Below are 20,206 nucleotides of genomic sequence, written 5' to 3'. Positions count from 1 at the left end.
CGCAATATTTTACAGATTCAACTCTACCTTTTTATGACCAGGTTCACCTATTAGAATTAAAAAGGAGCGCCCCCTGAAGTCTGGCACCTCTGTACCTATCTCAAAGAGTCCGAAGGAATAGTTCACAAGAACAGGGTTTGGACTATGTTCAAGCCTCACTATACCCTTTGCCCTGACTATGGTTTCAGGGAGGGAGTTTATAAACTTCTCCAGCTCTTCATAATTCACAGGTTCCTCAAGCAGGAGGACCTCCTGAGAGAGTTTGAGCTCATGGGCATGAGAGGGAATATCAATGAGTTCCTTCATAGTATAAGAACCGCTGAATACCTCTGGAGGAACCTTTCCGTAAACAGCTCTGTAAACAGCAACCCTCTTGAAAATTTCCTCTCCTGTAAAGAGGTTTTTTAGCTTGTATCTTTCCCACAGGTCTCTTATTTCACCTTCAAGGTTTTTTAACTCTTCCTCGTCCACCAGGTCTGCTTTGTTTAGAACTATGACGTTGGAGCTTCCTATCTGGTGCAGGGCTGTGGGGTTTTCTCTGTACTTATGGAAGTTTTTAGAGTCCACCACGCAGATAACTGCTTCTATTGAACAGCCTAAGTTCTGAAGGCTCATCATTACAGGAAAAGGTTCTGAGGCTCCAGAGGTTTCCACAAAGAGGACTTCTGGGTTGTAATCGGCTCTTATCTGTGCAAGCCCCTTTTCAAATTCTGCGTGCAAGGTGCAACAGATACAACCCTCCGGAAGCTCCATAACCTTGGAATAGGCGTTCTGAAGAACCTTTCCATCTACCCCCACCTCGCCGAACTCGTTCACTATGACCGCTACCTTCTTATCTCTGAAATACTCCTTTGCCGAGTTTAGGAGAAGGGTTGTCTTCCCACTCCCAAGAAAGCCGGTTATAACGTAGGCGGGGGTCATCACTCACCGCCGTATTCAACGCTGTCTATCTCCTCCATAAACTGCTCTATCATGAAGGTCACGTACTCCTTAAGCTCTTCAACGCTCTTACTCCAGTTATCCTCAGCTATTTCAATGTCCTTCTCATGAACGTCGTGTTCTTCGGTAATATACTTGACCTTCACGTAGGGTATTTTTTTGTCAATGTCACAGCTATCACCCATTTCAATGTCCTTGAAGCAGACCTCAATGTCAATGTCTGGATTTGCCATTAGGTCTTTAAGCTCCTGAGCAAGCCTTTCAAACTTTTCCTTCACTTCTCTGTCCATACTATACCTCCGGTTAGCTTTTGGCTAATATGTTAGACTACGACCACTGTTTTTGTAAAGGGATAAGAAACCCGCCGTACGGCGGGTTTAGGTCAGTCTCCTGTTTTTACCATAACCATTTCAATACAGTGCCTTTTAAGCAGGTCAGAGCACACGTAGACACATATCTCACAACCTTTGCACCTGTCAGACCAGACCCAAGCGGTATGGTCGCTTTCCTTGTAGTTCAGGCAGTTAGGCTCAGGGCAGAACAGGACGCACTGTTTACAGTTGTACTTTGCGCACTCCTTTTCATTTACTTCAGCCACAAAATACATTCATAACCTCCTCAGGTAGCTACTTTCTCCTCTTCCTCCTCCACCCACTTGTTTTCCTCTGCCAACTTTATCGTGTACTTTATAACGTCCATATTCTTTGATAGAAGCTCCTGCTTCTTCTTAAACTTCTTCTCTATGGCGCTATCAAGGGCTGTTGTTCCACCTGAGGCCACAAAGGTTCCCCCAAGGAACCTTTCCACGAGAGCCTTCTCTATATGCTCTAAGCTGACGAGTTTGGTTATTCCAAAGAAGAGTCCAATCATAGCCATATTGGTAGCCAGCTCTGTTCCGGCTATATCTCTGGCTATCTGGGTTGCAGGTATCATGAATATCTTCGCATTCAGTTCTTCAAGAACCTGCTTGTCCTCCTCGGGAATTATATCTACATCTGTATTGATTATCACCATACCGTTGGGCTTCAGCCCCGTGTAAAAGGGCATGGTGTAAGACTTACCGTGGGTGATGACCTGAGGGTGGTAAATCATTATTACGTTTGGATAAACAACCTCACCGACCTCATATATCGGCTGGTCTGAAGCTCTCACGTATGCCTCAACGGGAGCCATCCTCTTTTCAGAACCGAAGAAGGGAACTAACGATGCGTACTTACCTGCCGCAGACATAGCGTTACCAAGGATGTGGGCGGAGGTAACGACCCCCTGCCCACCGACACCTGCTATCCTTATGTTATACCTTTTCATTGACCTACCTCCTCCTTTGCCTTTTCCTTCTCCTTCCTCTCTATCTCTTCAAGGTACTCCTTAACCTCGTCGGTCATCCATTCGTAGAACTTGAAGTCCTGCTTTTCTCTGTTCCTTGCATCTGCAAGAACTTCTCTGGTGGGTATTGAGTATTCAATGTTACAGGAAGTGTAGGCGTGAATGAAGGTAGGACCAAACTCCCTTGCAGCGAGTATGGCTCTCTTTATCGTCTTTGCTATCCTCTTGGGGTTGGTTGGTGATATCTTTGCAACGTAAACACACCCAGCAACCTGAGCGAGTTCAACAGCGTTTATCTTGTCAAACTTCTTCCCGGTGGGTGCCATCTTGAGCTGTATCCCCTTGGGGGACATTCCGCTCTCTTGTCCTCCGGTGTTTCCGTACACTTCGTTGTCCACCATAATGGTGGTGAACTTCTCCCTTCTGAACCAGGAGTGCATGGTCATACCGAAGCCTATGTCCATCAGACCACCGTCACCTGCCATCACTACAACGTCCTTTACCTTATCGGGGAACCTTATGGAGAGTGCCCTTTTCAGACCAGAAGCGACAGCGTTCGTATCTCCGTAGTTTCCATATATGAAAGGAACTGCAGCCTGTGAAAGGGCTAATCTTGCACATCCAGCCGTTCCCAAGACTATTGTGTCTTCAGGGTTTGGCAGGGCTGCGTAAAACACCCTTATGAAGTAAGCCATGTAGCATCCTGCACACATGGGGTGCTCTTCTACGAGCTCTTTGAACTGCCCCATCTGCATAACGTCTATCTGCTTCCCAAACTGCCCGAACTGGACCAGGTCAACGTAGTCCCTGGGCATGTATTTCTCAAATCCTGGTGATATCTTTACGTACTCAAGTCCCATGATGCACCTCCTATCATTTAATTTAAGCTAAGGTTTTTTCCTTCTTAATGCCGAGGGCTTTGTAAACCTCATCCATGATCAGCTCAACGGGGAGAGTCATTCCGCCGTAAACCCTCGGTCCGTCCACAACTATGCCTCCGTTAGGTATGGCTGCCTTTACCTCTTTGGCGAGCCATCCAACTATGTTGTGCTCGGGAACTATAACGGCTTTTGCGTTTTTCAGCGCCTCCCTTATCTCCTTCTCAGGGAAAGGCCTGAGAGCTTTAACTTTTATTAAACCCACAGGTAAACCTTCAAGCTCAGCGTATCTTTGAGCTTCCCTTCCCTGTGCTGCCGCACATCCGGAGGCGACTATGAACACCTCAGCATCCGGATTGACAACCTCTATCGGTCCACCGAGATAGTGGTAAATCCATTTCATAGCTCTTCTGTTAGCTGACCAGACCTCCTGCTGCCATACCGCATGGATCAGATAGCTCATGAAGTTTGACTTCTGGACGGGAGCATCCCTCTGAATCCTTGCAGGGGGTATCTCGCAGTCCGTTGGAGGAACAGGAGCCTTGTAAGGGTCTCTCGGCGGAAGCTTCATGTCCTCAGGGGGCAACTCAACGTACCCTTTAGCATGAGTCACGAAGAAACCTTCGGTTGCCACTACCACTGGAAGATATACGTCAACCTTTTCCGATATGGGGAAGCCAGCCAGGGTGAAGTCAAATACGTCCTGCTGGTTCTCCGCATGAAGAACGACGAGTCCAGAGTGTAGGAGGTAGGCTATTTCCACGTTGTCGGGCTGTATGGACAAGGGTGCATTAACAACCCTCGTCATAACACCTAGAACTACAGGTATCCTGTGTCCTGGCCATGAGACTATAGCTTCAAGACCTCTCAGGAGTCCCGGTCCGGAGGTTGCAGAAAAAGCTCTTGCTCCGCCTCTGACGGCACCGGCGATGGCTGACATGGTTCCGTACTCTTCCTCAGCCCTGTAGTAGTCTTTAACGTAACCCTGGGCGTATAAATCTCCAACCAGGTGCATGGTCTCCGACTGGGGGGTTATCGGGTAGGCTATGGCTATATCAACGTTAGCTCTCTTTACAGCTTCTGCAAAAGCCTGTGAACCGGTTATAAACTTTTTCTCTCTGGGAGCCTTTAAAAGAAGCTCCTCAGGTTCAACAACTTTTTGCTCAGGCATAATACACCTCCTAAAATTTACTCAGATTCCTCAATTACTTCGCCCCTTCTGGGCATTAGCAAGGCTGCATACTCACCGAAGTCCAGCGCGGATACCTTTGTCCACTCCTCTTTTGGAAGAGATGGGTTCTCTGGTGGTGGTTTGGGCTCCCATTTTATTCCGAGCTCGTTCCTTACCTGGATGAGAACGTCCTTGAATCTCCTTATTTCTTCAGCGTGAACATCCCTGAGGGATACCATGGCGTCTTCGTGTCCCATTTCGGCACATAGGGCTATCGTAAAGCAGTTTGTGCCTGCCCTTATCATTCTTAGGGAAAGGTTTGCATAGTGGCAGTGAACTCCAACGAATATGCAGGCTTCTATCTTGTTGTGAAGTATGGTGAGGTTTGGGTGGTTTGGGTTTATCTCAGCCTCCGGGTCTATCTTGGGATACTTGGGTCTGTAGTCGGGCATGGGAATTATTCTGCAGTTCGGTATCTCCATCGCGAGTTCAAGAACGGCTTTCGCCTTCTCCATGGCTCCAGCGTTCCATCCCCACAAGACCAGTGGTCCTGGGAATATGGTCGGATTCTTCCTGGTAAGCATGGCTTTAGCCGCTTCTCTCATAGCTGTTTCTTCATCAACTATTTCACCGTAAAGGAGAGCCTTGCCAGGTGGTGGCAATTCAACGCCCATAAAAGCTGCTGGTTCGGGTATATACCCCGATGGTCCTGGTGTGACAAGTTTCTCTTTATCCATTACTTTGACCTCCGCTCACTTCCTGTGTAAGTAGCCTACAATTTATTAGGAATTTCTTATATTGTCAAGGCATAAAGTATGAGATAGGTCAACAGACTAAAACGACGTTTTATTTACTGGGTTCAAATCCTTTTATGGCTTCAAGGAGGCACTCTCTCATCAGCTCCTCTGAGGGATTACCCATGTCCACTATGGTATCGTAATCAACCCCGTAACCTTGCTCTTTGAGTCTATCCATGAGTAGGCGGTAAACCCTCTTTAGCCCTTCCTTCATGCTTATACCTTCCTTGAATATGTACAGTTCGTCATCTTCCCTGTAAAAGCTAAGCCCGTAGCTATCCGGGTCTTTGACCTCAAACTCTACCCCCACCGCGAAAGCCTTTCCGTGATTTATTGCGCTCTCTTCTGGAAGATAATGCTCTGAGAAACAGCTGAGTTTCTGCGCCTGAAATAGGTTTTTGTCCAGGGGCACCGCGACTATGTACAGTGCCCCCTCTTGCATCTCTTCTCCCTTATCGTTTCTTCCTACAAGCTGTATAAAGTAAGTCCAGGACCTCATGGCGCTACCCAGTTATCCTTGGCGAGCAGTTCGGCAGGTTCAACCTTTTCCTGGACCTTCTGGGATATCTTATAGGAACAGAACTCAGGACCGCACATTGAACAGAACTTTGCGGTTTTGTAACCGTCCTGTGGGAGGGTCTCATCGTGGTAAGCTCTTGCAGTTTCCGGGTCCATGGCAAGTTCAAACTGCCTGTTCCAATCAAAGGCGTACCTTGCCTTTGACATCTCAAGGTCCCAATCCCTTGCACCAGGCCAATGCTTGGCTATGTCCGCAGCGTGGGCAGCTATCTTGTATGCTATTACACCCTGTTTCACATCCTCTATATTGGGGAGTCCGAGATGCTCCTTCGGAGTTATATAACATAGCATGGAAGCACCAACGGAACCTGCAACGGCTGCCCCTATAGAGCTACCTATGTGGTCGTATCCTGGAGCAACATCAAGAACCAGCGGTCCTAGTATATAGAAGGGAGCCTCTTTGCACCAGAGCTGCTGAATCTTCATGTTGAACTCAACCTCGTGAAGTGGAACGTGTCCCGGTCCCTCCACCATGACCTGTACATCGTGTTTCCAGGCTCTTTCGGTGAGCTCCCCAAGGACCTTCAACTCTGCAAGTTGAGCATCGTCAGTGGCATCCTCTATGCAACCGGGTCTGAGAGCGTCTCCAAGAGAGAAGGAAACATCATACTTTTTAAATATCTCGCATATCTTATCAAAATGTTCGTAGAGGGGGTTTTGTTTGTTATGCTCGGTCATCCACTGAGCTAAAATAGCTCCGCCCCTTGACACTATACCCATCACTCTGTGTTGAACGAAGGGAAGATGCTCCCTCAGTATGCCTGCATGTATGGTCATGTAAGAGACGCCCTGTCTTGCCTGCTCCTCTATCACGTCAAGTATCAAGTCTATGGTCAACTGTTTTATATCCCCTTTAGCCAGCTTCCAGGCTTCGTATATAGGGACAGTCCCTACGGGAACCGTACTTGCCTCTATTATCGCCTGTCTGGTTTCAGGTATAGCGTCTCCTGTAGAGAGGTCCATTATGGTGTCTGCCCCGTACTTTATAGCAACTCTCGCCTTTTCAATTTCCGTGGGTATATCCGATGCAAGCCCGGAGTTTCCTATGTTGGCGTTCACCTTTACCTTTGAGTTCATACCTATACACATAGGCTCCAGGTGAAGGTGGTTTACGTTCGCCGGTATTATCATCCTGCCAGCTGCAACCTCCTGTCGTACAAACTCTGGATGCAGTCCCTCTCTCTTTGCCACATACTCCATTTCTTCGGTGATTATCCCCTGACGGGCTAAGTGCATCTGGCTTTTATTCTTAAATTTGCTCCTCTTTTCAACCCATTCAGCTCTAAGCATATCCTTCCTCCTATGGTTTGAACTTTTAAAAAAATAAAAATCTTTCCTGCAAATAACAATATGATTTTTGACGGTTTTTTCTCATTTTTTTACGAACCTCTTGGGAGAAAAAAGCTCAAAGTACCTGGAGATGCTACCATTTTCTATGAGGTCAAGGGCTAAACTCGCGCTTGCCGGTGCCCACAGTATACCGTTTCTGTAGTGCCCTGTCAGTATGGCGAAGTTTTCCCCAAAGTCAAATATGGGCATCTCATCGGGAGTACCGGGCCTGAAACCGACCTTTACACTCAAAAGCTCAGCCTCACTTAGAGCAGGTATCACCCTCACAGCACCTTCTATAAGCCTATTTATCCCTGAGAGAGTTGTCCTGCTATCAAATCCAGCATCCTCGGAGGTGGCACCTATGAGTACGTGGTTCTCTTTAGGTATTATGTAGGAGATGCTGGAGTAATAAACCTTTTCCAGTTCAAGACCTTTTACCTTTAGAATCTGCCCCTTAACAGGGTAAACGGGAACTTTGAGGAGGGACTTACTCCACGCCCCAGTGGCAAAAACGTAAAAGTCAGCTCTGTAGGTATCTCTGTATCCCTTTATGCATTCTACACTTTCCCCAGAGCGCTCTATTTCGGTTATATCATCTATCAAAATCTTTATACCTAAACTTTCACAGGCAAATATGAGGGCGTCCATAAGCTTCTCAGCGTCCACGTTTCCCTCTTCTCTGAAGAGGACCCCCCCAAAAATCTCCCTGGAGATGTTTGGCTCTCTCTTTTCAAGCTCTTCTGTAGGTATCTCTTCCAGTTCTATGCCCATATTTCTATACCTTTCCGCATTTTCCTTTATCTCTTTGTGCTCCTCCTCCGTCAGGCTCAGTCTCAGTATGCCGTTTCTGTTATAGAAGAGCTTTATCTTGGAAACCTCCTCAAGCCTCTCCACGAAGTCGGGGTAAAGCCTCAAACTCTCCAGGGAAAAATCCAGAAGATTTCCTTCAAGCCCCTCAGAGAAGGGGGCGAGCATTCCGCCTGCAACCCATGAGGCTCCCTCTTCATAGTTTCTGGTCAAAACCCTCACCTTATGCCCTCTGAGGCTAAGCTCAAAGGCTGTAGATAGCCCGATGACACCACTTCCGATTATAAGGATATTCATAAACCTTAATATAAAACATGTCCCTTTTAGGGCGTTTTATAATTTTTCCGTTATGAATGCGGTAGGTTTGATAGCCTTCGCTTTTCTGGTTTACGCCCTTGGCTACATCTTCTACTCAAGGTTTCTCTCCGAGAAGGTTTTCAGGCTTGATGATAGGAGGAAGACACCAGCCCACGAACTTGAGGATGGGGTTGATTACGTTCCTACCAACAAGTGGATACTCTTGGGGCACCACTTTACCTCCATTACAGGAGCGGGACCGATAGTTGGTCCAGCTATAGCGGTTATATGGGGATGGGTTCCTGCACTCCTGTGGGTTGTCCTCGGTGCCGTGTTTATAGGCGCTGTTCATGACCTGGGAGCTCTCGTAGCCTCAATTAGACACAAGGGAAAGTCCATAGGTACTATCCTTGGCGAGTACGCCGGGGAAAGGGCGAGGGTTTTATTCCTATTGCTTATACTTGCCCTCGCAATCCTTGTGAACGCGGTTTTTGCCTACGTCATAGCTCTGCTCTTTATAAAGTACCCTTCCAGTGTCATTCCAGCCTGGGTCATCGTTCCCCTGGCTATCCTCTTTGGCTTCAGTGTATACAGGCTTAAGATAAACTTCCTCGTGCCTACGGTTGTCTTTTTACTCCTCCTTTACCTGTCTATGTACGTGGGCAGTCTTTATCCTGTTGATATAGGACCGGTTTCCTCCTCTCTGGGGGTCGGTCCTGTTATGTTCTGGATAATTGTACTGTTCATTTACACCTTCTTTGCCTCTGCCCTTCCCGTATGGCTGCTCCTGCAACCAAGGGATTTCTTAAACGGTCTTCAGGTGTTGGTCCTTCTCGTTCTTGTATACATAGGTGCGCTCTTTGCAAATCCTAAGGTGGCAGCCCCTTCCTTCACCCTTTTCCCTGAAGGAGCCCCTCCCATATTCCCTTTCCTGTTTATAACCATAGCCTGCGGTGCTTTAAGCGGTTTTCATGCCCTCGTTTCCTCCGGTACGACTTCAAAACAGCTTTACAGGGAGAGTGACGCCAGAACTGTAGGGTATCTTGGCTTTTTGGGTGAGAGTTCCCTTGCGGTAGCGGTTATAGTTGCCTGCACAGCGGGTATAGCTATGGTCTCCTCAGACAGGTTTGCACAGTTATACTCTTCATGGGCGAACATAAACAAATCCGCTATCCCAGCTGTGGTTGAAGGCGGAGCTAATCTCGTATCCTCCCTGGGTATAGGTACCGGTCTCTCCAGTACTCTCCTGGCAACACTGATAGTCCTCTTTGCAGCTACCACCATGGATACAAGCGTTAGAATTCAGAGGTACATTCTGAATGAACTTGGACAGATATACTCTATAAAGCCCCTTAAGAATGGGTGGTTTGCATCGCTTATTGCCGTGCTGAGCTCAATGGGTTTAGTCCTTGCAAAGGAAGGAGGGAAAGGGGGGCTACTGTTCTGGCCTGTTTTTGGTGCTGCGAACCAACTCCTTGCTGGTCTTGCCCTTCTTGTAACCTATCTGTATCTGAGAAGGGAAAACAGACCCACCCTTTACGTTTTGGTTCCGCTGATTCTGGTTCTGATAATTACATCACTGGCTATGTTCTTAAACCTGGTCAATAACGCTGTGAAGGGAGACTATCTGCTCGCAGGTGTGAGTGGGATAATACTCATGCTGGAAATTGCGATAATTCTGGAGTCTGTGAATGCTATCAGAACCGAAGGCAGGAGAGTGCAGGCATGAGGCTGTTTGAGTTTATATCTGAGTTCTATAGACTCAAGTTCGGTCAGGAGTTTGCGAGGGAGGCGAGGAAGCTTGATGAGGTCTTCCTCTTCTTTGTGTTCTCCGATTACTTCGGGCTTCCAAACCCTTACAAGCTTTTCTTTTTGGAGGCTTACCCTGACCTTCTGGAAGAGTTCCACGCTTGGCACAGGAGAATGGGACTTGAACACTCACCTTTGGAGTGGATAAGATGCTGTTAAAGGTTTATATTAATGAACTGTATACCGTAAGGAGGTTAAAAGTATGTTTCACATGCCAACTATTCCGGAGCTCCTTATAATCCTCTTGATAGTCTTTGTACTCTTTGGTGCGTCCAGGCTTCCTGAAGCAGGTAAAGCTCTGGGAGCTGGTATAAGGAACTTTAAAAAGGCTCTCTCGGGAGAACTGGAGGTTGAAGAGGAGGAGAAGAAGAAGATTAAAGAGGTGAAGGCTGAAGAGGTAAAGGAGGACAAAAAAGAGGAGGCGAAAGCCAGTTAACCGGCTAAAACCCTGTTCTTACCTTCCCTCTTCGCTTGGTAAAGTTTTTCGTCTGCCCTTCCAAGAACGGAGTTCATATCATCCCCTGCTCTGAGCTCCGTTATGCCGATGCTAACGCTTACCCTACCGACAGGTTCAAAGTGGGTTTCTTCAATTCTCTTCCTGAGCCTCTCCATAACCTTGACCGCTGTTTTAAGGTCTGTCTCTGGCATGATTATCAAAAATTCCTCACCCCCATACCTTCCCACCAGATCTGTTGAACGCAGGTTCTTTTTGAGTATCCCGGATAGAGCCTTTAAAACCCTGTCCCCCACCAGGTGTCCATAGGTGTCGTTTATCTGCTTGAAATCATCAATGTCAACGAAAGCAATAGAGAGAGGGGTTCCTTTCCTATTTGCTCTGTTTATCTCAAAACCCAGGAAGTCCATAAGGATCCTCCTGTTTGGAAGCCCCGTAAGGGGGTCTCTTAACGCAAGCTCCTTAAGTTCTTTCTCCTTCTGCTTGAGAGCCCTGTGGAGTCTTATAAGGTGTGATATAAGTAAGCCAAAGAGCGAACCTACGAAGAACGGAACCACATACTGGGACAGTTCGGTTTGGGGTATACCGAGGATAACCCTGTGGTGTATGTAGGAGGCAACGAAAGTTACCCCTATACAGGCAAGAACCACTAAGAGGTAAAAACTCTTTTCCGACTGAATATCAGCACCACCTCACCTTTTAGGTTACTTCTCCTCTCAAGCTCTTCAATGACATGGGATAGGCTGCCTCTTATATACTCCTCGTGGAGCTTTGTAAGTTCCCTTGCTATACATACATCTGCCTCACCAACCAACTCCCTCAGAAGGGAAAGGGTTTTCAGTACCCTCTTGGGAGATTCGTACAGTATAAAGGTTACCTCTCCACAGCTCAAGAGCTCTTCAAGAAATCTCTTCGTACCTTTCTTAGGAGGGAATCCCGCAAACAGAAATCTGTCTGTTGGAAGACCTGAACCGACCAGAGCCGTTATCACTGCCGATGGACCGGGGAGGACTTCAAACTCTATTCCCTCCGAAAGGCAGGCTCTTATAAGCCTGTAGCCCGGGTCAGATATGGACGGGGTACCTGCATCGGAGACCAGAGCTACATCTTTCTCCTTGAGAACCTTGAGAATCCTGGGAATCTGTTTTTCCTCCTTGGGTTCATAATAGCTGATAAGTTTTTTACCCTTAATTTTATAATGGTTCAGTAGTATGCTCGTTCTTCTTGTGTCCTCACAGGCTATGTACTCAACCCTTTCAAGCACTTCAAGGGCTCTCAGAGTTATGTCCTTCAAGTTTCCTATGGGGGTGGGAACAACGTAAAGTTTTCCCATCAGTCCCTGTCAGATAGAAGTTCCCCGCCCTTACCCCAGTTATCCCTGTCAATCTCCTCTATAACCACGTATGTTGCCGAAGGGGGTTTATTGGCAACTTCTGCAAGGAGATTAGTTATACCTTCAACTATCTTTCTCTTCTGGTCTTTGGTCAGTTTACCGGCTACCTTCACATTGACGTAGGGCATGTCTAATATGTTATCACTCTTTTATACTTCTTACGGATGCGTCTTATAGAGACAGATATAACCTGTAGACTGGATGCTTTGCCCTGGAGCTGGTTTCACACTAAATTCCTTTTAGCGCTTGGAATAACTTGGGTTCTGGACGCTTTTGAGGTCGTTATAGTCGGAAACGTTCTCGGAAGTATGACCGAATCTTTAAACTTGAATCCCTTTCAAGCTTCCTTAGTTATAAGCGGTTTTCTCGCTGGCGCTATAATAGGCTCCTTTCTTTTCGGTTACCTTGCGGACAGGTTCGGGCGGAAACGGGTATTCTTGATTACCCTCTTCCTTTACTCCTTTGGAACCTTTCTGACAGGATTTGCCTGGGACTTTTACAGTGCTTTCTTCCTTAGGGTTTTAGCCGGAGCGGGTATAGGGGGTGAATTCGCGGCTATACACTCCGCCATTGATGAGTTCATACCGGCAAGACATAGGGGGAAAGTGGACGGCTTTGTGGTTGCCTCCTGGAACATAGGGAGTTTACTCGCCTCTGTTGTAGCTCTTTTTCTTCTTGAGAATCTGTCACCTGAATGGGGGTGGAGGTTTGCCTTCTTCTTGGGAGGGGTTATAGCTCTGCTAATAGTTTGGGTCAGGAGGAGTGTCCCGGAGTCTCCAAGATGGCTTCTATCCAAAGGTAAAAAGGAGAAAGCTGAGGAGATAGTTGAGGAGCTGGAGAGGGAAGCTGGTGTAGTTCCTGTGGCGGTTAAGTGTCCTGTTCCGGTATTTGAAGGCAGCCTTGTTGATGGGTTGAGGTTCATCATGAGCAGGTACACCTGGAGGTTCGTCTTTGCCAGCTCCCTCAGCCTTACTATACTTACTACCTATTACGGACTTGTAAGCCTCCTGCCCATAAGCCTTGCGCCTTCTATGGGGATTCCCTCGGAGGACGTGCCAAACCTATTTCTGATAGGGAGCGTTGGGGGATTCTTTGGTGGTGTGGTCGTGTCTATATTTTCTGACCTTCTTGGAAGGAAGACGACCGGTTTAGGGGTCGCTCTCCTCTCAGCTTTAAGCACCCTTACCCTTGTCCACCTTGATAACTTTTATACAGCCTTCGCTATATACTCGTTTATAGCTTTTTCCTTTGCAAGCGTGGCTTATGTAAGTGCTATAGAGATATTCCCCTCGTTCATAAGGGCTACAGCAGTAGGGCTTATATCAATAATTGGCAGGCTCGGTGGCGTTATGGCTCCGCCGTTGCTTGTTAGCGTATCCCAGTTTGGCTATACCTATGGTATATACGGACTTTTTTCCCTGTGGCTTGTTGGTGTTTTAGCGTTTCTGCTATGGAGCCTGTTCGGTATAGAGGCTAAAGGCAAGTCTATAGAGGAAATAACCTGACCTATTCAAAGAGAGCTGTGGTCAGGTACTTCTCCCCTCCGTCGGGAAATACGGTTACTATGACCGCCTTTTCTCCCCTTTCCGTGAGCTCCCTTGCGAGCATTATACATGCCCACAGAGCTGCTCCCGAGGACTGTCCTACGAATATAGCCTCCTCCCTCGCAAGTTTACGTGCCCACTCGTAAGCATCTTCTGTTTCAACGAATATGGTTCTGTCAAGGAAGTTCTCATCAAATATGCCCGGTTTTATGGAGCTCTCTATGTGTTTTAACCCCTCAATCCCATGGAAGGGGTAAGCGGGCTGGACTCCAACCACCTGTATATTCTGGTTGTAAACTTTTAGCCTCCTCCCCGTCCCCATTATCGTTCCACCCGTGCCTATGCCGGCGACGAAGTGGGTCACCCTTCCTTCGGTTTGATTCCAGACCTCTATGCCTGTTGAATAAAAGTGGGCTTTCCAGTTGGCGGGGTTGTTGTACTGGTCTAAGTATACGTATCTTTCTGGGTCTTTCTCTACAAGCTCCCTAACGTACAGTATGGCTCCGTCAGTTCCTTCAAGAGGGTCTGTAAGATAGACTTTGGCACCGTAGGCTTTTATTATTTTCTTACGCTCTTCGCTAACGTTGGCGGGCATGGCAAGTTCAACAGGAATTCCAAGTGCCGCTCCCACCATAGCAAGGGCTATCCCCGTATTCCCTGAGGTGGCATCTATCACCACCTTTCCTTTCTGGATAGTACCTTCTTTCAAAGCTGTGAGAAACATGGATAGTGCCGGTCTATCTTTGACGGAACCTCCAGGGTTAAAACTCTCAAGCTTTGCATAGATCTCTATCTCAGGAGACACATCCTCGGGGATAACCTTGTTTATCTTTACAAGCGGAGTATTGCCAATCAGGTTTAGTACAGAGTTTCTCGCCTTCCGGTAATGTTCGTCGTGTTGTCCAAGAACCCACATTTAATAGCTTTTACTTACCTTTCCCTATGACGAGGATAGAGCCTGGTCTCTTTATCCTCAGAGCAGCCATCTCCAGTACTCTGAAGACATGATTCATGTTGGTGGACTCAACGTAAGCCACCGATATGTCCTGGGCTATCACGAGGTCAAAGTTTTGAGGTCCAGCAGATACGAGAAGTGCTCTGTTCTCAGGGATTATAGGTGTTTGAAGGACGTTCTCAACTACCTTCTTAATCTGCTCAATTTCCAGCAAGCCCGTGTTGTCGTGCATCCTGTTAAGCTGGAAATACTGCTTGGGGTTAACTATAAGGTAATAGTTACCGTAAAAACCCTGCTCTACGAGTTTGGAAATTCCAGCTATCACGTCGCTGAAGGCGTTTCCCACCTGCGACCAGTCACTCATAGACATGGTGTTTATACCTTCTGCCGTCATAAGACCTTCAAGTCCGAGGTTTTTGTTCCCCAACAGTATTAGGGTGTCCTCAGCAACAGCCGTTGCCACCGCTGCAGCCGCTGCGTTAGAGGTGTCTACGGGCATATTGAATTGTCTGTAATACTCAAGGTCCCTCCAGGATATTATGAAGTCCTTGTATAGTGTAGGTATAGGTATGTGTTTTCTAACCCCCGTCCTGACAGGCTCACAGGTCTCGTACTCCTGTCCGGGCTTTATCTCGCAGACTCCCGGCTCCATTCCGTAGATGACATCGTAAGAAACCATCTGATGGCCGGGACCTATGGGACCCATGACGGGAACGAACCTTCTGCACACGAGGGTGTTTTTTGCAACGCTTATAACCGCTTCGTCTATCTGTTTCCACTCCTCGGCGGTCAGGGGTGAATCTTCTCTTCCCAAAAAGTCCATATCAGACCCTCCTTTCTCAGCTATCTTAAAGTAATTATAGTATGAACGATGTGAGGCTCCCTTTTCTTGAACACATCGGTGCGGTCGTGGAAGAGCTAAGCAGAGATAGAGCTATTCTGAGTATAGATATAAAAGACTACCACCTCCAGCATCTGGGTTTCGTTCACGGTGGTGTTATCTCAAGCGCGATCCTTGAACGTAACCATCGGGGAGATTAAATTTAGAGCGGGAGGAAGAGGAGATGGTAAGGACTTTGCTAACATTTCTAATTTCTTTAGGGTTCATCTTCGGTATGGAGCTGAAGAAAGTCTCCGAGAGCATCTATATGGCTCAGGGAGTAAACGCACTTCCCTCTAAAGAAAACAGAGGATTTATGTCCAACGCTTACGCCGTCCTTACAGATGAAGGGTGGGTTGTGGTGGATACTTTATCAACTCCCGAGCTTGGGAGGGAATTCATCTCAGAACTTAAAAAAATTAAGGACGCTCCTATCCTCTATGCGATAGTTACCCACTACCATATGGACCACTGGTTCGGAGCATCAGCCTTTAAGGAAGCAGGGGCGAAGATAGTTGCTCACAAGAATCTGAAGGATTTCTACGATTCAGGAGAGGCGGATTCGGTCCTTAATGGCGTTAAAAGCTCTTTCCCGGGTGTTTTTGATAACGTGAAGCTCACACCCCCGGATGTGGTGGTGGACAGCAGGGTTAAGTTGAGGGTTGGAAATGACACCTTCCTGATAATTCCCATGACACCGGCACATACGAACACGGATATAGTTGTTTTCAAGAATAGGGTTCTCTTTGCGGGAGACCTTACAGCCAAAAGGAGGATAGTGTTCATGGGGGATAGAAACGCCTCCTCTAAAGGCTGGGTTGAAGTGCTGAACAAACTGAAAGAACTCAAGCCTAAACTCGTCCTCTCCGGACACGGTGAACCGGGAGGTTTGGAGGTTATAAAGGAAACGCAGGATTACATAGCCTTTGTTAGGGAAAATGTAGCAAGGCTCAAAGATGAGGGGAAGTTTATAGATGAAATAAGGGAAGCTTTGAAGGATACCCCCTATAAGAACCTTCCGATGTACGACGTCTTCCATCTGAGAAACGTTTACAGGGTCTTTAACGAGCTGGACATGGAGCTTTAGATGGAGAGGCTGAGTCCTGAGGATATAGAGGGAAGACTTAAAGAGCTTGAAGACTGGAGCTTGGAAGGAAATTACATAACAAAAGTTTATGAAACCAAAAACTGGAAGACGACGATATTTGTGGTGAACGCCATAGCAGCCCTTGCCGAAGCCCACTGGCATCATCCAGACCTTGAGGTAGGTTTTAAGAGGGTTAAGGTCAAGCTCACCACCCACGAGGCGGGAGGTATAACGGAGAGGGACTTCAAACTCGCCGAAGATATAGACAGGATAGTAAAGGAGATAATGAGGCATTAAAGATATAATTTCCCCATGAGCTTACTAATAATAGAGAGGGGGTGTCCTAACTGCGGGGGAGCGATTAGCGATGAGAGGCTGTCTAAGGGGCTTCCCTGTTCTAAATGTCTTCCAAAACCGGAAGAAGAGGTATGTGAGGCTCTTGAGAAATTAAATAAACTTCGGGAACTCAAACCCTACTGCGAGACCGACAGAAGGCTCGGTGAGTTTGAGAGCTTCTTTGAAAGGGCAGTAGGGGCAAGACCCTGGAGCCTCCAGAGGCTCTGGGCTAAGAGGGTTCTTAGAAAGGAATCCTTTGCTATAGTTGCCCCTACGGGGGTTGGTAAGACGACCTTCGGCTTCGTTACCTCCCTTTTTTTAGAGCCCAAAGCTCTCCTGATATTTCCCACGAAACTCCTTGCCAATCAGGCAGGAGAAAGGTTAAGGGAGCTCTCACAAAGACTTGGACTTGAGAAGAGGATACTCGTTTATGAATCAAAGAAGAAGGTTAAAGAACAGTTCCTTAGCGGTGGTTTTGATATCCTCTGCGGGACGAACATGTTCCTTCACAGGAACTTTGAAAACCTAATGAACTTCAGGTTCAAATTCATCTTCATAGACGACATAGACTCCTTTTTGAAGCGTTCAAAGAACGTAGATAACCTCTTCAAGCTCCTTGGCTTTACCGATTACGAGATAAAGTTAGCTCTTAAAGAGAACAAGACCGAGAAGGACTGGGACAGGCTTTCCCAGATAAGGAAGAGGGAGAGGGATACGGTTCTGATAGTCTCCTCCGCAACCTTGAAACCCAAAGGGAACAGGGTCTTCCTCTTCAGAAACCTCTTAGGCTTTGACGTTCAGAAGGCTGTAACAACCGTAAGGAACATAGTGGACGTAGCTGAGCCTGCTAAGGACCTGGAGGACGCCCTTGGACGCTCGGCGGAGTTAATTAAGAAGCTCGGAAAAGGAGGGCTCGTTTATCTATCCGTATTTTATGGAAAGGACAAGGTTGAGGAGGTTGTTGAGTTTTACAGGAAGGGAGGGATTAAGGCTATAAACTACCTTGATTATAAAGCTGAGGAGCTTTACAAAACTTTAGAGAAGGGTGAGTTTGACGTTGCGATGGGAATATCCCACATAACGAACCCGCTCGTAAGGGGGTTAGATCTGCCTCACGTGATTCGCTACGCCATCTTCTTAGACCCTCCCAAGCACGTATTTCCGACGGAGCTAACGCTCCAGCCCTCCCTCCTCCACTCCATGCTCTTAGCTCTTCTGAACCTCTTTGAGGAGGAGGACAGGCTCAAGGCTATTGAGTACATAAACTACCTGAAGAGATACCTGACGATGAGGGATGAGGACTTAGATAAGTACCCACGTATAAAGGAGAGGGTTCAGGAGATAAAGGACTTTTTGGAAGGCTTTCTCACAGACAGGGAGTTCCTGAAAAAGATTGAGGAGTCGGAGGATATATCCCTCGTCCATAGAGATGGACAGCTCTTCGTGGTCGTCGGGGATGCGAACTCCTACATCCAGGCTTCGGGGAGAACATCACGGTTCATAGCGGGAGGGATGACAAAGGGACTCTCCATCCTCTTCTATTCCGACCCCAAGGCTTTCAGGTCTCTGAAGAGAAGGCTCGCTGCCTACTTCATGCAGTCGGACGTTGAGTTCAAGAGCCTTGAAGAGATAGACCTTGAGAAGCTTATAAAGGAGATAGATGAGGACAGGGGGAGGGCAAGGCTCATTTTAGAGCACAAGGTTGCTCAAAAGATAAAGGACCTATTCAAGACAACCCTCGTGGTCGTGGAATCTCCCAACAAGGCTAAAACAATAGCGAGCTTCTTCGGAAAGCCCCAGATGAGGCTCGTCAAGGACACAATAGCCTACGAGGTTCCCCTTGGTGAGAGGCTTCTCGTGATTACCGCCTCCCTCGGACACGTCCTTGACCTTGTAACCGATAAAGGATTCTTCGGTGTCTTGGAGGACAGGGACAGGTTCATACCCGTCTACGACACCATAAAGAGGTGTAAGCCTCAGGGGATACAGCACACGGACTACGAGTATCTTAAAGAGAGGTGCAGGGGAAAGATAGAAGACAAGCTTACAATTATTGAGGGGCTGAGGGAAGTTGATTACGAGGTGGACGAGGTCTTCATAGCCACGGACCCCGATGCAGAGGGTGAAAAGATAGCCTACGACCTCTTTCTCCTTTTGAGACCCTTCAACGTGAACCTGAAACGTGCCGAGTTCCACGAGGTAACGCCCAGAGCCTTCCAGGAAGCTGTGGAGAGTCCTAGGGACTTTAACGTAAACATGGTCAAAGCCCAGATAGTGAGGAGGGTCCTGGACAGGTGGGTCGGCTTCACCCTCTCAAGGGTCCTATGGAAGGTCTTTAACAAGAACTGGTTCTCCGCCGGAAGGGTTCAGACGCCCGTCTTAGGTTGGGTGATAGAGAGGTACGAAAAGTCCAGGGAGAAGAAAGGGGAGGTTATCTTTGAGGTAAACGGACAGAGCTTCAGAGCGGAGATAGAGGACCTGACGGTTGCCCGAAGTGTTTACGAGGAGCTCGAGCTTGCAAGGGTCTATACCCACTCTCCCGAAGAGACAGAGAAGAAGCCCCTGCCTCCCTACTCTACGGACACCATCTTGGAGGATGCGAGCGAGAAACTCCACTTCTCTGCACAAAAGACTATGAAACTTCTACAGAATCTCTTTGAAGCGGGACTCATCACCTACCACAGGACGGACTCCACCCGTGTCTCCGAGGCTGGAAGGTATCTCGTGGCGAAGCCTTACATAAGCGAGAAGTTTGGCGAAGAGTACTTCTATCCGAGGAGCTGGGGAGAGGGAGGAGCCCACGAGTGCATAAGGCCCACCAGACCCCTGGAGCCTTCAAACCTCAGGTTCATGATAACCGCCGGACTTATAGACCTTGAAGAGCCCGAAGACGCCCTGAAACTCTACAAGCTCATATTTAAACGCTTCATTGCTTCCCAGATGAGACCCGCCAGGGTGAGGGTAGAGAAGCTCCATGTTGAACTTCCCTACTACGACTGGGAGGAAGAGGTCGTAACGGAAGTTATAGAACACGGCTTTGACCTCATGTTCCCCACCTTCAGGGTCTTTGAGAAGAAAGAACCCTTTGATATAAAGCCCGTGGAGTTCAGAGAGGTTCCAAAGGTTCCCCTCTTTACCCAGGGAACGCTCATTCAGGAGATGAAGAGAAGAGGTCTCGGAAGACCCTCAACTTACGCCCATATAGTCCAGACCCTTCTGGACAGGGGATACGTAAAAGAAGAGAGGGGAAGGCTCATTCCCACAAAGATGGGTATAGAAGTTTACAACTACCTGAGGAAGCATTATCCGGACTACACGAGCGAGGAACTCACGAGAAGACTTGAGGAGGCGATGGACAGGATAGAGAGGGGTGAGCTTGACTACCTTGAAGTTCTGAGAGAAGCCCACAAGGTTAAGAACATACTGGTAAAGGTCGGGGAAGTAAGCGCTCCCAGGGAGTTTTACTATGAGTGACGTTGTAGCCCTTGTACTCGTCGTTGCCTTTATTCATGGCATCCTTCTTATCTACTGGAAGGGTATGGCCAAGGCGAGGAAGGGGAAGTACAGAAAGCTCTGAATCTTTATTCACCATCTCTTGACTTTCATGATTTTTGTCATATAA

General features: G+C 47.7%; 23 protein-coding genes. 8 read left to right on the top strand and 15 right to left on the bottom strand.

Features of this window, described 5'->3' with window-relative positions:
- Window positions 1–9 precede the first annotated feature (9 nt).
- The 10 genes from BCF55_RS07450 to thiO form a co-directional block, all read right to left on the bottom strand.
- A complete protein-coding gene (locus BCF55_RS07450) occupies window positions 10–921 on the bottom strand; it encodes a CobW family GTP-binding protein (RefSeq protein WP_121012227.1) in 912 nt (303 codons plus the stop codon).
- Window positions 921–1,229: a hypothetical protein gene (locus BCF55_RS07445; protein WP_121012224.1), complete on the bottom strand. Its 309-nt coding sequence runs from the start codon at window positions 1,227–1,229 to the stop codon at window positions 921–923. The genes BCF55_RS07450 and BCF55_RS07445 overlap by 1 nt, the downstream gene beginning before the upstream one ends.
- Window positions 1,230–1,321: 92 nt before the next feature.
- Window positions 1,322–1,546, bottom strand: coding sequence for a ferredoxin oxidoreductase (locus BCF55_RS07440; RefSeq protein WP_121012221.1), 225 nt, complete (start codon window positions 1,544–1,546; stop codon window positions 1,322–1,324).
- Window positions 1,547–1,557: 11 nt separating this feature from the next.
- Window positions 1,558–2,247, bottom strand: coding sequence for a 2-oxoacid:ferredoxin oxidoreductase subunit gamma family protein (locus BCF55_RS07435; RefSeq protein ID WP_121012218.1), 690 nt, complete (start codon window positions 2,245–2,247; stop codon window positions 1,558–1,560).
- Window positions 2,244–3,125, bottom strand: coding sequence for a thiamine pyrophosphate-dependent enzyme (locus tag BCF55_RS07430; protein ID WP_121012215.1), 882 nt, complete (start codon window positions 3,123–3,125; stop codon window positions 2,244–2,246). The genes BCF55_RS07435 and BCF55_RS07430 overlap by 4 nt, the downstream gene beginning before the upstream one ends.
- Window positions 3,126–3,147: 22 nt before the next feature.
- Entirely contained in the window at window positions 3,148–4,314 is a 1,167-nt protein-coding gene (locus tag BCF55_RS07425) for a transketolase C-terminal domain-containing protein (RefSeq protein WP_121012212.1), read from the bottom strand.
- Window positions 4,315–4,331: 17 nt separating this feature from the next.
- Window positions 4,332–5,051 carry a carbon monoxide dehydrogenase beta subunit family protein gene (locus BCF55_RS07420; RefSeq protein WP_121012209.1) on the bottom strand — a complete coding sequence of 240 codons (720 nt, stop codon included), beginning with the start codon at window positions 5,049–5,051 and terminating at the stop codon, window positions 4,332–4,334.
- A gap of 109 nt (window positions 5,052–5,160) precedes the next feature.
- On the bottom strand, window positions 5,161–5,610 hold the full coding sequence (locus tag BCF55_RS07415) for a hypothetical protein (protein ID WP_121012206.1): 450 nt from the start codon (window positions 5,608–5,610) through the stop codon (window positions 5,161–5,163).
- The gene (thiC, locus tag BCF55_RS07410) at window positions 5,607–6,980 is read right to left on the bottom strand and encodes a phosphomethylpyrimidine synthase ThiC (protein ID WP_121012203.1); all 1,374 of its coding nucleotides are present in this window, start codon (window positions 6,978–6,980) and stop codon (window positions 5,607–5,609) included. Before thiC ends, BCF55_RS07415 begins: the two co-directional genes overlap by 4 nt.
- An 81-nt stretch (window positions 6,981–7,061) precedes the next feature.
- Window positions 7,062–8,126, bottom strand: coding sequence for a glycine oxidase ThiO (gene thiO / locus BCF55_RS07405; protein ID WP_121012200.1), 1,065 nt, complete (start codon window positions 8,124–8,126; stop codon window positions 7,062–7,064).
- Window positions 8,127–8,178: 52 nt separating this feature from the next.
- Here thiO and BCF55_RS07400 point away from each other — a divergent pair, with 52 nt between their 5' ends.
- The 3 genes from BCF55_RS07400 to tatA are packed head-to-tail and all read left to right on the top strand — an operon-like array spanning window position 8,179 to window position 10,371.
- Window positions 8,179–9,855 (top strand): carbon starvation CstA family protein, encoded by a 1,677-nt coding sequence (locus BCF55_RS07400; RefSeq protein ID WP_121013176.1) that lies wholly within the window; start codon window positions 8,179–8,181, stop codon window positions 9,853–9,855.
- Window positions 9,852–10,094, top strand: coding sequence for a cory-CC-star protein (locus tag BCF55_RS07395; RefSeq protein WP_121012197.1), 243 nt, complete (start codon window positions 9,852–9,854; stop codon window positions 10,092–10,094). The genes BCF55_RS07400 and BCF55_RS07395 overlap by 4 nt, the downstream gene beginning before the upstream one ends.
- Window positions 10,095–10,137: 43 nt before the next feature.
- Window positions 10,138–10,371, top strand: coding sequence for a twin-arginine translocase TatA/TatE family subunit (gene tatA, locus BCF55_RS07390; RefSeq protein WP_121012194.1), 234 nt, complete (start codon window positions 10,138–10,140; stop codon window positions 10,369–10,371).
- Here the strand turns inward: tatA and BCF55_RS07385 are convergent.
- The 3 genes from BCF55_RS07385 to BCF55_RS07375 are packed head-to-tail and all read right to left on the bottom strand — an operon-like array spanning window position 10,368 to window position 11,910.
- Window positions 10,368–11,039 carry a GGDEF domain-containing protein gene (locus BCF55_RS07385; protein WP_170144769.1) on the bottom strand — a complete coding sequence of 224 codons (672 nt, stop codon included), beginning with the start codon at window positions 11,037–11,039 and terminating at the stop codon, window positions 10,368–10,370. The two genes, tatA and BCF55_RS07385, sit on opposite strands and share 4 nt — an antisense overlap.
- Window positions 11,039–11,722 (bottom strand): 16S rRNA (cytidine(1402)-2'-O)-methyltransferase, encoded by a 684-nt coding sequence (gene rsmI, locus BCF55_RS07380; RefSeq protein WP_121012188.1) that lies wholly within the window; start codon window positions 11,720–11,722, stop codon window positions 11,039–11,041. The genes BCF55_RS07385 and rsmI overlap by 1 nt, the downstream gene beginning before the upstream one ends.
- Window positions 11,722–11,910, bottom strand: coding sequence for a tautomerase family protein (locus tag BCF55_RS07375; protein WP_121012185.1), 189 nt, complete (start codon window positions 11,908–11,910; stop codon window positions 11,722–11,724). The genes rsmI and BCF55_RS07375 overlap by 1 nt, the downstream gene beginning before the upstream one ends.
- 36 nt (window positions 11,911–11,946) lie before the next feature.
- Here BCF55_RS07375 and BCF55_RS07370 point away from each other — a divergent pair, with 36 nt between their 5' ends.
- On the top strand, window positions 11,947–13,287 hold the full coding sequence (locus tag BCF55_RS07370) for an MFS transporter (RefSeq protein ID WP_121012182.1): 1,341 nt from the start codon (window positions 11,947–11,949) through the stop codon (window positions 13,285–13,287).
- A 1-nt stretch (window position 13,288) separates the two neighbouring features.
- Here BCF55_RS07370 and cysM read toward each other — a convergent pair whose 3' ends face one another.
- Both cysM and BCF55_RS07360 read right to left on the bottom strand, forming a co-directional pair.
- A complete protein-coding gene (gene cysM, locus BCF55_RS07365) occupies window positions 13,289–14,242 on the bottom strand; it encodes a cysteine synthase B (RefSeq protein ID WP_121012179.1) in 954 nt (317 codons plus the stop codon).
- A 10-nt stretch (window positions 14,243–14,252) separates the two neighbouring features.
- A complete protein-coding gene (locus BCF55_RS07360) occupies window positions 14,253–15,104 on the bottom strand; it encodes a family 1 encapsulin nanocompartment shell protein (protein ID WP_121012176.1) in 852 nt (283 codons plus the stop codon).
- 50 nt (window positions 15,105–15,154) lie between these two features.
- Here BCF55_RS07360 and BCF55_RS07355 point away from each other — a divergent pair, with 50 nt between their 5' ends.
- The 4 genes from BCF55_RS07355 to rgy are packed head-to-tail and all read left to right on the top strand — an operon-like array spanning window position 15,155 to window position 20,058.
- Window positions 15,155–15,322 (top strand): PaaI family thioesterase, encoded by a 168-nt coding sequence (locus tag BCF55_RS07355; protein ID WP_245960415.1) that lies wholly within the window; start codon window positions 15,155–15,157, stop codon window positions 15,320–15,322.
- Window positions 15,323–15,345: 23 nt separating this feature from the next.
- Entirely contained in the window at window positions 15,346–16,248 is a 903-nt protein-coding gene (locus tag BCF55_RS07350) for an MBL fold metallo-hydrolase (RefSeq protein ID WP_121012174.1), read from the top strand.
- Window positions 16,249–16,545, top strand: coding sequence for a 4a-hydroxytetrahydrobiopterin dehydratase (locus BCF55_RS07345; protein WP_121012171.1), 297 nt, complete (start codon window positions 16,249–16,251; stop codon window positions 16,543–16,545).
- 15 nt (window positions 16,546–16,560) lie between these two features.
- Window positions 16,561–20,058 carry a reverse gyrase gene (rgy, locus tag BCF55_RS07340; RefSeq protein ID WP_121012168.1) on the top strand — a complete coding sequence of 1,166 codons (3,498 nt, stop codon included), beginning with the start codon at window positions 16,561–16,563 and terminating at the stop codon, window positions 20,056–20,058.
- The last annotated feature ends 148 nt before the right edge of the window (window positions 20,059–20,206 follow it).

Origin of the sequence: Hydrogenivirga caldilitoris (genome assembly GCF_003664005.1) — a bacterium.
Classification (GTDB): Bacteria; Aquificota; Aquificia; order Aquificales; family Aquificaceae; genus Hydrogenivirga; species Hydrogenivirga caldilitoris.
This window is presented reverse-complemented; position numbering and strand designations above follow the sequence as displayed.